At 68.1% G+C, this 12651-nt stretch carries 9 protein-coding genes; all 9 read right to left on the bottom strand.

Features of this window, described 5'->3' with window-relative positions; all coding sequences use genetic code 11:
- Positions 1 to 55: 55 nt before the first annotated feature.
- A complete protein-coding gene (locus ACFYRU_RS18380) occupies positions 56 to 1627 on the bottom strand; it encodes a carboxylesterase/lipase family protein (RefSeq protein ID WP_387659992.1) in 1572 nt (523 codons plus the stop codon).
- Positions 1628 to 1712: 85 nt separating this feature from the next.
- Positions 1713 to 3053 carry a glucose-6-phosphate dehydrogenase gene (locus tag ACFYRU_RS18375; RefSeq protein ID WP_387659989.1) on the bottom strand — a complete coding sequence of 447 codons (1341 nt, stop codon included), beginning with the start codon at positions 3051 to 3053 and terminating at the stop codon, positions 1713 to 1715.
- A gap of 36 nt (positions 3054 to 3089) precedes the next feature.
- Positions 3090 to 3377, bottom strand: coding sequence for a hypothetical protein (locus ACFYRU_RS18370; protein WP_387662909.1), 288 nt, complete (start codon positions 3375 to 3377; stop codon positions 3090 to 3092).
- Between the two features lie 889 nt (positions 3378 to 4266).
- Entirely contained in the window at positions 4267 to 6294 is a 2028-nt protein-coding gene (locus tag ACFYRU_RS18365; protein ID WP_387659986.1) for a HelD family protein, read from the bottom strand.
- Positions 6295 to 6466: 172 nt separating this feature from the next.
- Entirely contained in the window at positions 6467 to 6850 is a 384-nt protein-coding gene (locus ACFYRU_RS18360; protein ID WP_387659984.1) for an immunity protein YezG family protein, read from the bottom strand.
- Entirely contained in the window at positions 6847 to 7503 is a 657-nt protein-coding gene (locus ACFYRU_RS18355) for a DNA/RNA non-specific endonuclease (RefSeq protein WP_387659981.1), read from the bottom strand. Before ACFYRU_RS18355 ends, ACFYRU_RS18360 begins: the two co-directional genes overlap by 4 nt.
- Positions 7504 to 7563: 60 nt before the next feature.
- Positions 7564 to 10302, bottom strand: coding sequence for an alkaline phosphatase family protein (locus ACFYRU_RS18350; RefSeq protein WP_387659979.1), 2739 nt, complete (start codon positions 10300 to 10302; stop codon positions 7564 to 7566).
- A gap of 24 nt (positions 10303 to 10326) precedes the next feature.
- A complete protein-coding gene (locus ACFYRU_RS18345; protein ID WP_387659976.1) occupies positions 10327 to 11673 on the bottom strand; it encodes an ABC transporter permease in 1347 nt (448 codons plus the stop codon).
- Complete coding sequence (locus ACFYRU_RS18340) at positions 11673 to 12593, bottom strand: ABC transporter ATP-binding protein (RefSeq protein WP_387659973.1); 921 nt, start codon at positions 12591 to 12593, stop codon at positions 11673 to 11675. Before ACFYRU_RS18340 ends, ACFYRU_RS18345 begins: the two co-directional genes overlap by 1 nt.
- Between the last annotated feature and the right edge of the window lie 58 nt (positions 12594 to 12651).

Here is a 12651-nt window from a genome sequence, read left to right as displayed (position 1 = left end):
GACCTCTTCTTCTCAGCGAACCAGAGAAACCGAATCGGATAGGATATTGGAACTATTACTTAACCTTGTCAAGATTCTGTGCGAAAGTGGCGCAGTGATGCCTGGCGGCGAAGTCCGTCGAGAGCGTCGGTGCGGGGAGCTGGTAGGACACGGTTCCGTGCCCGGCGGTTGGCCAGGGGTTGCCGGTGGCCGCGAATCTCACCCAGTCGGCTCGCATGGTGTCGGCGAGCTTGGTCTGCGCTGCGTTCAGCGGCTGTTGGAAGGGGGCGTTCGGGAGGTCGAACAGGTACCAGAGCTCCGAGCCGTGGGTTGCTACCGAGATCGTGCCGGCGGGGGCGAACAGGAAGGGGGCGGTGTCGTCGTTGAATTCGTAGGCGTGGGCGTTGGTCCAGTTGTCGACCTGTGCTGCTGGGCAGGCGAAGGTGGCGTCTCCGACCAAGGTGCCGAAGGCCTTGTCAGGTGATGAGAAGGCATTGAGGGGGTAGGCCTGAGCGATGGCTGCGGCTTGGGTGGGGGTGGTGCGGAGGGCGGTGGCGATGTTTTGTTCGTAGTTCTCCGGGGTGACGGGGGTGGTGTACGGGATGTTGTAGCCGCGGCTCACGACGTGGCCGCCGAGGGTGAAGAGGGCTTCCTCGTCGTGGTTGCTGCCGTTGAGGATCGGGACGTGGTTGAAGCGGCCCGCCGCCAGGGCGGTGCCGATGGATTCCTTCAGGACCGCGCCGTCGATCGCGCCCGGGATGAGGTTGTCGAGGTTGTCGACAAGGGTCTGGACCGGGACCTTGCGGAGGCAGGCGGCGGACTGGTCCGCGCAGCCGACCTTCGTGGCGAACTCCTTGCCGAAGGTTTCCGCCTCGGCGAGCGACTGCTGCTCGAGCGCGAACGCGCCGCTCTCGACGATTGCCTTCTGGAACAGGCCCCGCGAGCTGCGCGAGGTGACGTGGGCGAGGACGGACAGGCCGCCCGCGGATTCACCGGCGATGGTCACGTTGTGCGGGTCGCCGCCGAACTGGGCGATGTTGCGCTGCACCCAGCGGAGGGCCGCTTGCTGGTCCATCAGCCCGTAGTTGCCGGCCGCTCCCCCGCGCGACGCCAACGCCGGGTGCGCCAGGAAACCGAGCGCGCCGAGCCGGTAGTTGATCGTCACCACGACGGCACCCGCCTTTGCGAGCTTCGTACCGTCGTAGTTGGACCCGCTGTCCGCGGTCAGCCCGCCGCCGTGAATCCACACCAGCACAGGCCGCTTGCTCACCGGGTGCAGGTTCGCCGTGGACACGTTCAAATACAGGCAGTCCTCACTCAACACCCCCGGCGGCGCAATCCCCGCCGCCTGCGGGCACCCCGGCGCATACCTCGTAGCATCCCGCACCCCCGCCCAACTTCGTACCGCCTGCGGCGCCCGCCACCGCAAGTTCCCAACCGGCGCAGCAGCATACGGAATCCCCCGAAACGCCGAGGTTCCATCAACAGACAGCCCCTGAACGGGACCGTTGCCAGTGGCTACTACTGGACTGTTGGTCTGGCTTGCGTCTGCGGAACCTGCGGCGTTCAAGCCGACTACTGCGGCCGCGAGGGTTGCCGTGGTTGCGGCGAGGGTGATGCGGGTGCGTCGGGACAGGACGGATCTCATGTGGTGCACCTTTTGCTGGGGAGTTTGTCGGCTACAACTCTCCAGCGAAGGGGTGATCCGTCGCCCCAGGGTAAATGCCTGGTGGTTACCAGTGGGTGGGGCCGTTCGAGCCCGCCTCGTACTCGTCCAGGGGGACTTCGCCGGTGCGCCACGTGTCCAGCGCGGGCTCCACGATCTCCCAGCAGCGTTCGGCCACATCGCCGCGGACGGACAGCAGCGGGTCGCCGCGGAGGATGCCGTTCAGGACCTCGCCGTACGGGAGGACCGGGGAGCTCGGCAACGTCGCGTCGAGGAAGACTTGGCCCATCGTGTACGGCCCGTCGACACCGAGCGCGGGCACCGACAGCGACAGCTCGCCCGGCTTCAGACCGATCCGCAAGGTCTCGCCGTCGCGACCACCGTGCAGACCGGACGGCAGGTGCCGCAGCGGCTTGAACTTGATCACGATCTCCTTGCGCCCGACCCCGAGCGCCTTCCCGGAGCGCAGCGTGATCGGCACACCGGCCCAGCGGTTCGTGTCCACCTCGACGGTGAGCTCCGCGAGCGTCTCGGTCTCCCGCGCCGGGTTCACCCCGGCCTCGTCGGCGTACGACGGAACTCCGCCGCCGGCCGTGTACCGCGCCCGCCGGCTCGCCGTCGACGGCGGCCCGTACAGATGCGTACTCCGCAGCGCCCGAGCCATCTCGCTCCGCACCTCGACCGCGTCCATCGTCGCCGGAGCGTCCATCGCGAGCAGCGCGAGAACCAGCAGCAGATGACTCTGGATCATGTCGACGAGCGCGCCGGCGTTGTCGTAGTACTGCGCGCGCCCCTCCAGCCCGAGCGTCTCGTCGTACACGATCTCGATGCTCTCGATGTTCTCCGCGTTCCACACCGGCTCGAACAGCCGGTTCGCGAACCGTAGACCGATCAGGTTCAGCACCGCGGTGCGTCCGAGGAAGTGGTCGACGCGATGCACGTTCTCCTCCGGCACCAGCGTGCCGACCAGCTTGTTCAGGGCGGCGGCGGACGCGGCATCAGTACCGAAGGGCTTCTCGAACGCGAGCTCGGTCCCCTCGGGGAGGTTGACGCTCTGCAGCCGCTCCACGATCGCGCTGGCGACGGCCGGTGGCAGGGAGAAGTACAGCACTGGCGCGGGTCCGGCCAGCGCGAGCAGCGCACGGAGGTGAGTGATGTCCGTCGGATCGCCGGCGACGTACTGCGTGCTCGCCAGCGTCTCTGCCGCGGCTGGGCTCAGCTCCTCACCAAAGGCGGATCGAACCCGCGAGGTCCACTCCTCCGCGGCGAGCGGCGACCGGCCGGTACCGATGATCCGCACGCTGGTGGCACGCGGCCCGGCGAGCAGGCTGCCCAGCCCAGGCAGCAACAGCCGCGAGCTCAGGTCACCACTGGCACCGAAGATGACGACGGTTCGTTGATTCGACACGCTCAAATCCAACCACGCCGACGGGAACCGCATTCCCTAACTGTCCACGGCTGGGAACGGACTGTCCGCCAACCCGAGATTCCGCCACACGAACCGCGGCACCCGCCCGAGAAATCCCTGCAGGTACGCCGAGCAGTGCTCGATCGCGAACTGATTGTGCTCCCCCGGCGTGAACCAGACCCAGTCCTGCACGATCCGGAACGGCATGCCCTGAGTCGCCATCAGGTACTCCATCTGCCGCGGGTGGATCATGTCGTAGGCATACTTCGGATCCGGTGCGAAGACCGCAAACTGCTTGTTGAACTCCGCACTCTCGAACTCGATCCCCCCACCCCTGCTCAGACTCCGACGCCCGACGGTCAGAGGTGTCCCAGGGGTGTCTGAACGCCACGAACGGGGGTCCGTCGGCGTCCCGTCCCCAGATCACGTCGGCGGTGCGATGGCCGGACCCGCCGCGGTTCGCGGGCGCGAGGTGCAGCAGGCTGTCGTCGCGGCCGATCCAGTACCAGTCCGGATGGTGGTAGAACGTCAGCCGCGCCGGCGGCTCCGGCTGCATCCACCGGTCGAGCGGCGTCTCGTCGATCGCGGCGGCGATCGCGTCGAGGTACCCGAGCCAGTGACCGAGCTGTTCGAGGTTCTTCCGCGGCGGATCGAGTACGACGAGCTGGTCGCCGTCGATGCTGAGGTTCACGCCTGGCTGAGCGAAGGCGAGCGCGATCAGCTGCTGGCAGAACCGCGACGTCAGCACGTCGTGCGCGTACGCCGGGTCGAGCGCACCGACCCGCCAGCCATGACCGAGCTGAGGCGGAGCAGTCATGGCATACGCGCGAATGCCGTACCGCAGCCAGGTCTCCCCGCCGGCGACCCACAGCTCCGGAAGGCGGCGGGTCAGCGTCACCATGCCGACCCACCCGTGCCAGTACGTCGTCCTGTACTCGATCACCTGGAACGGCCTGCCGGACGGGGTCGTCCCGGTGATCTGATCGTTCGGGTAACGGTGGAAGCCGACCCCGAACGGCGGGTTGCTCAACCTGCCGACCGACTCCCAGGTCGGAGTGTTCACGAACGTCCAGCCACGCTGCCGGATCGAGCTGATGTACCGCTGCCGGCGGACCAGCGCCACGATCCCCCAAACGATCCCGCCTGCCACCAGCACGATCGCGATCACCAGGAGGACGACCAAGAAGCTCACCCCGGGACCTTAGCGTCGCTCTCAGGTCAGTCCGGCGGGCAAGGCTTCGGCGTGCACGATCTGCAGGCGGCTGACCGCGCGGGTGAGGACGACGTACAGGCGGTGCAGGCCGCGGGGCTCGGCCGCGACGATGTGCGCGGGCTCGGCGACCACGACCGCGTCGAACTCGAGGCCCTTCGCCAGCGTGGCCGGTACGCAGACCAGGCGGACCGTGTCGATCTCGTCCTCGGTCTCGCCGAGCAGCGCGACCTCCAGCCCGTCGGCGACCAGGGCGTCCCGCAGTTCGGCGACCTGGTCGTCGGCGGCGATCAGCGCCACCGATCCTTCACCGGCCAGCGCCGTACGGCACTCCGCGACGATCCGGTCCTGGTACGACGTCTCGTCCACGGCGACGATGCTCAGTGCGTTCGCGACCGTACGGACGCCGGTCGGGGTGCTCAGCGTCGGGGCGATCGCGGGCAGCAGCTTCGCGGCGAAGTTGATGATCTGCTCGGGCACCCGGAACCCGCGGTCGAGTTCGGCGACGACGCCGTCGCTCTTGCCGAGATGGCCGAGGACCTGGTCCCACGGGCCGGCGGCCCAGGCCGTGGTCGCCTGCGCGAGGTCGCCGAGCACGGTCGCGGATCCGCTCCGGCAGCGCCGGCCGAGCGCCCGCAGCTGCATCGCCGACAGGTCCTGGGCCTCGTCCAGGACGAGGTGGCCGAGCGATCCGGTCCGGCGTTCGATCAGGTCCTCGAGTTCGTCGAGCAGGACCGTGTCCGCGAACGACCACTTCGCCGACTTCCACGAGCGGGCCGGCTTCGCCCACAAGAGTGCCGTCCGCTCGTCGTCGGTGAGCTCGGGGGCAGCCGCGGTGAGAAACTCGGCGTCGGAGAAGAGCCGGTGCAGGATCTGCTCGGGCGCCACCCGCGGCCAGACCTCGTCCAGGACCTCCTTCACCGGCTTCGAGCGGGCGACGGCGTTCTGTACGCGGTCGTCCGGCGACTCGGCGCGCTCCTCCATCCGGACCAGGACGACGTGCGCGATCCGTTGCGCGAGTGCGTTCCGGCCGGGGGCGTACCGGGTCGACTCGCGCAGGTCGGACACGATGTCGACGACCTCGTAGTCGTGCACCCGGTAGCGCCGGGATCCCTTGCTGTAAAGGACTCCGGCGGTCGGCGTACCGACGTACGACCAGAGCGCGCGGCGCAGTACGCCGGCCATCCGCGCGTCGCCCTTGAGCGCCTCCGCGGCGGGCTCGTCGATCGCGCCGGCCGGGCGCATCAGCAGCTCGTCGATGGTGATCTGGCGTACGTCGACCTCGCCCAGCGCGGGCAGGACCTTGCGGATGTAGGACAGGAACGACTTGTTCGGGCCGACGATCACGACGCCGCCACGGCCGAGGCGCTCGCGCTCGGTGTAGAGCAGGTACGCGACGCGGTGCAGGCCGACGGCGGTCTTCCCGGTGCCGGGGGCGCCTTGCACGCAGACGCTCGGGTGCAGCGGGGCGCGGACCAGGTCGTCCTGCTCGGGCTGGATCGTAGCGACGATGTCGCGCATCGGGCCGGTACGTGGGCGCTCGATCTCGGCACGCAGGAAGGCGTCGGCCTGGTCGATCTCCATCACCGCCGTCAGCGACTCGTCCTCGAAGCCGGTCAGGTCGGCGTGGTCGGAGAAGCCGTACCGGCGGCGCATCAGGACGCGCTGCCGGTCGGTCGTGGTGGCACGGTAGAACGGCACCGAGACGGGTGCGCGCCAGTCGATCACCAGCGGTACGCCGGTGCCGTCGTGGACGTGGCGGCGGCCGATGTAGATCTGGTCGTGTCCTTCGATCGTGCCGTGCTCGTAGTCGAGCCGGCCGAAGAACAGCGGTACGTCGGGCAGGTCGAGGAGCGCGTGGGTCCGCATCTCCTTGGCCCGCTGGTTGGCCTCGTTGGTGAAGCGCTCGTCGTTGTCCTCGCCGCCGATGATCTGGACCTCGCGGTCGACGACCTCGGCGTACATGGAGCGGAGTGCGGTACGAGCGGTGGAAAGGTAGGCGCGTTCGGCCGCCAACTCAGGTTCGACCATCTGCAGAGAGCCTCGAATCGTAAGCTGGGTCCCGCCCCGGAGCAGATCCATCCGGTTCGATTCGATCCCGAAAAGACAGGCGAAGGACGTTACCACCACGCCCCGTCGCCAACCACCGAATTAACCACAGCCCGCCACAGCCCGCCACAGCCCCGCCCGCACCCCACTCGAATCAGCTACGCATCCAACCCGGGGTGTTCTCGCGGTCTCGGGGGAATACGGACAAGTCGTCTGCGTAGATGCGCTCGTCTACCGGAAGGGACCAGTTCGGCTTGTTGTCGTAGTCGAAGTCTGTGGTGAAGTGGCCGTCGGACGTGATCGTCAGCTGAGCCGTCAGCCAGGTGCCTTTCGACGGCTGGTACATCTCGCGACGGAGTTCCTCGAAGTGGTCCTCGAGGCCTTCGGGCAGCGGGTCGACCTGTGCACCGTCGACGGTCGCGTCCAGTTCGGCGTACGACGAGGTTGCGCGGTAGACCGCGGTCACCGAACGCCAGCCCGCCGGAAGCGCCGCGACCAACGCGCGAGCGATCGTGTCGATGACGCCGATCTCACTCATCCGGCTCCCTTGCCGACGGGTTTGGTCTCCCTGAAGATACGCCGCGGCGACCGCGCGCCGTCATGGTGGTCGACCACGGTCCGGCTCGACGGCCGGAGGGTGCGCCGGTTCGGATGCTGGACGTCGATCGCGGCATGCACCTGGACGCCGGCGGCGCGCATCGCCTGCCAGCCTTCCTCCATCCGGCGCCAGTTGTCGGTCACGCCCTTCACCGCTTGGTTCTGGTTCTGCGACTGGGCGGTGAGGTTGATCGACTCACCGGGCCCGTCGAACGACGTGCCGAACAGATGGCCGCCCTGGTCGGTGCGCTGCCGGTCGGGTTTGCCGGCGTCGCGCTGCGCCTCGAGGTTGCGGCGGTCCTCGTTGTCCGCAGACGGGAGCCAGCCGAGCCAACCCTCCGCGTGCGTGACCCGGGCGTGTTCGTCGGTGACGTACAGGTAGCGCTCGTCGACGATGTACACCGACGACGGCTCCGGGTCCATCAGGGCCGCGTTCCAGTCGTCGCCGTGACCCGATTTCTCCTTGTGTACAGGGAGATCCGCGTACTTGTCCGGTACCACCGGTTCGTCGTCCGGGCCGTAACCGACGACGCGGACGTCGTCCGGATCGGCGGGTTGCTCGATCCGGGCCGACGCCCGCGTGCGCTGTGGCATGCAGTGTTTCTACAGGCCGGTTCTTAACTTGTGGTTACCGCAGAGTGTTCAGCTGAATGTTCAGCCGTCGTTCTCGGCGCCAGGGATGACAGCGCCGGGAACGTTCTGCGGCGCGACGATCTGGCTCTCACCGGGGTACGGCGTCGACCAGTTGTGCGCCTCGTACCAGTCGTAGTGGTTCATCTGCGACGGGTTCGCGAAGTCGGCCTTGGCGTTCGGGCCGGTCGTGTGCTGCTGGTCCTTCCAGGCCGACCACTGCGCCGCCATGGCCGTCATGCCGGCCGGGACGGCCGCCGTCGGAGCCGCTGCGACGTTCGGGTTCTGCGCCGCGGGAACATCCGCGCCACAGGTCGGCAGCGGGTTCACGCCGCCGGTCAGCGAGGTCCGGTTCGGGAGCGCGGTGAACGGGGCGAAGTTCGGCTTGGGAGTGAACGCACCGAACATCGGGGTGGCCGCGGTGTCCTTCTGGTTCATCGGGCTGATCCCGAGGATCTGCTCGATGGTCCGGATCATCGTGATCTGGGTGTAGTAGTGGCTGTCCGTGACGCCGTGCTGCGCGTACGGGCTGATGATCTGGATCGGCGCCCGGTGCCCGTCGACGTGGTCGAGCCCGGCCTGCGAGTCGTCCTCGACGATGAAGATCGCCGAGTCCTTCCAGTACTTGCTGTGCGTGATCGCGTCGACGGTCCGGCCGACGGCCAGGTCGTTGTCGGCCACCTGCGCCGGGCCGTTCGCGGTCCCGCCGGTGTGGTCGTTGGAGTACCAGAACATGTTCAGGTTGGCCGGGCCGTTCTTCTTGAAGTCCTTCTCCCAGACCTGTTCCTTGTAGATGTCCGGCACCGTGGTGTCGAACTGCGGGAAGCCCTGGACGGCGACCTTGTTCAGCGACGGGATCGCCGAGCCGACCTGGATCGGGTACTTCGTGTCGGCGCCGGTCTGCATCTGCTTGGTGTCGCAGTACAGGTTCTGCCAGCTCGCGCCGGCCGGCTTCTGCTCGATCGAGAGGAACTCGCCGAAGTCCTTGACGGACTTGCCGGCCGCCTGCGCGCCGGTCCAGATGAAGCCGCTCTTCTGGTGGCCCAGCGGGTCGTTCTCGGTGTCGTAGCTGCGCAGGTACTCACCGGCCGAGGACTCGGTGTACTCGGGGTTGTCGGCCTGCATCAGCCAGTTGTGACCCTCGGCGGAGTTCGTACCGATGTCGTAGGTGTTGTCGTACAGCCCGAACTGCCGGGCCAGTGCGTGCTGGTTCGGCGTCACGTTCTCGCCGTACTGCGTCAGCGCCGGGTTGCCGTTGCCTTCGGGCATGTCGCCGTACACCTGGTCGTAGGTGCGGTTCTCCTTGACGAGCAGGAACACGTGCTTGATCGTCGACGGGTCACCGAGCTTCGCCGGGACCGGCACCGGGTTGCGGTGGCCCTTGTCCGTGGCGACCTGCGCCGAGCCGTTCGTCCAGCCGTTCTGGTCGAAGACGGTCTTGGTGTACTTCTTGATCGTCTGGTCGTCCGGCAGCTGGAACTTGGTCAGGCTCGACGTGGTGTCGTGCGTGCCGTGACCGGCGGCCGTGGTGTCGCGGCGGGCGTCGATGCCGCGGGTGTTCGAGACGACGATGTCCTTGCCGACCTGCGCGAGCTCGGCCGGGAAGTAGTCGGTCGGCAGCAGACCCACGTAGCTGACCGGCTCCAGCGGGCTCTTGTACTTGTAGACCGCGATCGCGTTCGCGCGACCGAGCGACACCAGCAGGTGGCCGTCGTCGGTGAGCGTGGCGCCGTCCGGCTCGTAGCCGACCGAGGCCTGCGGCCACGGCTGCGTGGCGATCGTCTGGGTGACCTTGTCCCAGCGGGTGCTGATCACCGAGACCGTGTTGCTCGCGGTGTTGGTGACGAACACCGCGCCGTTCTTCGCGTACAGCGCGGTCGGGTGCAGACCGACCGGGATGCTGCCGACGGCGGCCGACGGGTCCTTCAGGTCGATCACGCTGACGGTACCGGTCGTGGTGATCGCGTTCTGGTTCGCGACGACGCCGGTGCCGTACGAGTCGAGCGTGGTGTCGCCGGCCTTCGCGGTCCGGCCACCCTCGTTGCTCACGTACAGCTTGTCGCCGACCATGACCAGGCCACGCGGCGCATTGCCGGTCGCCCAGCTCTGCTTGATGGTCCCGGTCGCGGCGTCGATCGCGACCACGCGGTTCTGGCCGTTCACCGCGGAGTACACGGTCGAGCTGTCCGCGGAGAACACGGCCGCGGCCGCGAGCGAGTGCTTCGCACCGTCGGCGGGGATCGAAACGAACGTCGGGTTCGCGAGCGAGCCGTCGGCGTTCACGGTGAACTTCCGGTAGCCGTCGGTCTGCCCGAGCCAGACCTGCTTGCCGTCAGGCGAGTACGACGGGCCTTCCTGGCCGATGTCGTTGCCGGGGATCTTGAGATCCGCGGCGGCGTTGTTGCCGATGTACTGCTGGACCTTCCAGTTCTTCAGGTCGACGATGGCCATCGCCATCCCGCCGTCGGTCACTCCGGCAGCCAGGTGCGTGCCGTCCGGGCTGACCGAGGACGACATGATCTTGCCCTTCTGGAGGACGAGACGGTCGCCGATCGGCTTGATGTACTGGTCGGACGAGACGACCTGGCCCTTGTCGGTGACCTGCCCGACCTGCTCCTCGCCGAACCCGGTCGTCGAGGCGACCGCGGTCCCGGCCAGCGTCACGGCAACGGCCGTGGCACCCGCCGTGACCAGTGGTACCCTGCGCCGGAGGGGGCTGGACGGGCCCGTCTCGTCACGCCTGCGGCGGCGTGTTACCTGCATGGGGATAGTCCCTTCGGGTTGGCACTACTTGACGGGTAGCAGTTCGATGTTGCCGTCGAACTGCCACAGTGGGTTCGGTTCGTCCCCGGACGGGGTACGGACCAGGAAGAAGCCGTTCACTTCTTTCGGTCCGTCCCCGTCGGCGACGTACCGACCGAGTGGGTTGATGTCGAGCTGGTAGATCGCCGAGCCGGCCACGGCCACCCCCGGCAGATGCCAGCTGACCACGCACCGCCAGTCGTTGCCGGGCCCGCGCGCGGCGACCTGGTCGCCGCCCTTCGTGCACTCGGCAGCGGTCTGCAGCTGAGCCTCGGTGACATCGGCCCGATTCAGCTGCTTGGTCTGCAGGCGGTACAGATGGGCGAACTCGATCGCGACCGAACGCTGCACCTTGTCCTGGTCGATCCCCGAACCGAAGCCGGTGACCGGTGCGAGCGCCGCGGTGCTGAGACCGAGCAGTACGACGAGCGGCACCAGGCCGGCCGTCAACGCCAGGCGGCCGGAGCCGTCGTGCGCCGGGTTCGTGAAGTCCCGGCGTACGAAGAGGAAGTACGCGAGGCCGGTCGCGACGACTGCCCAGACCAGGCTGACGACGACACCGATCACCAACGGTCCGCGCTGCGCGGGACTGGTGAACAGGCCGTTCCAGCTGATGAAGGCATAGCCCGGAAGCGCCAGCCGGACGGCGACCGCTACCGGCAACTGCTGCACGATCTGCATCGCGAGTGCGACGACCGCCGGAAGCAGCAGGCCCATCGGCGAGCGGCCCATCGCGACCGACCCGAGCAGACCGATGGCGGCCAGCGCGAGCGTCGGCGCAAGTGCGCAGAGCCAGGCGAGCAGAACCCGGCCGGCCGCATCGCCCGGCGAGAGCAGGTGACCGTCGAGGCCGATCAGCTGACGGTTGCCGACGACAAGCAAGCCGCTGACCGTACTCGACACAACCAGACCAATCACCAGCACGACGATCACGGTCAGGCTGGACAGTGCCTTCGAGACGAAGATCCGCCGGGGCGAGCGCACCGCGACCAACAGGTGCCGCCAGGTGCCGAGGCGGTCCTCGGACGCGAACACGTCACCGGCGACGAGCGAGGTCAGCAACGGCAGCGCCCAGGAACCGGAGAAACCCAACAGCACCAGGGGTCCGGCCCAGCCGGAGGCGTGCATCATCCGGCCGAACAAGGTGTCCGACGGCAGCGAAGCCTGACTGCTGATCACGGCGACGAACACCGCGGGAGCGAGCCAGCACGCGACGACCAGCACGCGGATCCGCCACTGGGACAGCAGCTTGGCGAGCTCGAAGCGGTACCCGCGGGTGATCGGTACCGGGCGGACGACAGGGGTGTCGGGGGCAGCCACTACGGCTGTCATCAGTTGGTCTCCTGCTGCTCGGTGAGGGCGAGGAAGGCCGCTTCGAGCGGCGACACCACCGGCGCCAGTTCGCGGACGGCGACGTCTTGCTGCACCAGTTGCTTCACGAACTCGTCCAGTGCGGGCACCGAGGCCGACATGATCAGCAACTCCCCGCCGTCGGATTCGTGCAAGCGGACGCCCGGGGTCGTCTGGGCCACGTGCCGGGCGACGGCCGGGTTCGACGTGAGGACGCGGTAGTCGAGTTCGCTGTCCTCCGACGCGAGCTTGCTGATCGGGCCGGTGAACGCGACCCGGCCGGTGGCCAGGATCGTCACCTCCGAGCACAGCGCCTCGACGTCGTCCATCCGGTGGCTGGACAGGATCACCGCCGTACCGTCGGCGGCCAGCTTGGTGAGTACGCCGTACACGTGCTTCTTGCCGGCCGGGTCGAGACCGTTCGACGGCTCGTCCAGGATCAGCAGCCGCGGCCTGGTCAGCAGTGCGGCCGCGAGGCCGAGGCGCTGGCGCATGCCGAGCGAGAAACCGCGCACCCGGTCGTCGGCGACATCGGTCAGGCCGACCTGGTCGATCGCCTCGTCGATCTTCATCGTGCCGTCCCCGCGCAGGGCGGCGAGTGCGGACAGGTTCTGGCGGGCGGTCATGGAGGGGTACAGACCTGGGCCGTCGACGAAGCCGGCTACCCCTTCGGGGACGGCCAGGGCGCGGCCGACCGGCGTACCGAGGATCTCCAACGTGCCCTTGTCGGCAACAGCGAGTCCGAGCAACAGACCGAGCAGCGTGGTCTTGCCGGCTCCGTTCGGTCCCACCAGGCCGTGCAGCTGACCTGGTGCGACGTCGAGGTCGACGCCATCGAGCGCCACGACCTCACCGAAGTACTTCGTGATGCCGCGGGCACGGACAGCGGGCGGTGTGTCCATGGTGGATACATTAGGAAGAGATGTACCGCCACGTGAAGACCGAACGTTAACTATTGGC

This window comes from Kribbella sp. NPDC004536 (assembly GCF_042873835.1).
Lineage (GTDB): Bacteria > Actinomycetota > Actinomycetes > Propionibacteriales > Kribbellaceae > Kribbella.
This window is presented reverse-complemented; position numbering and strand designations above follow the sequence as displayed.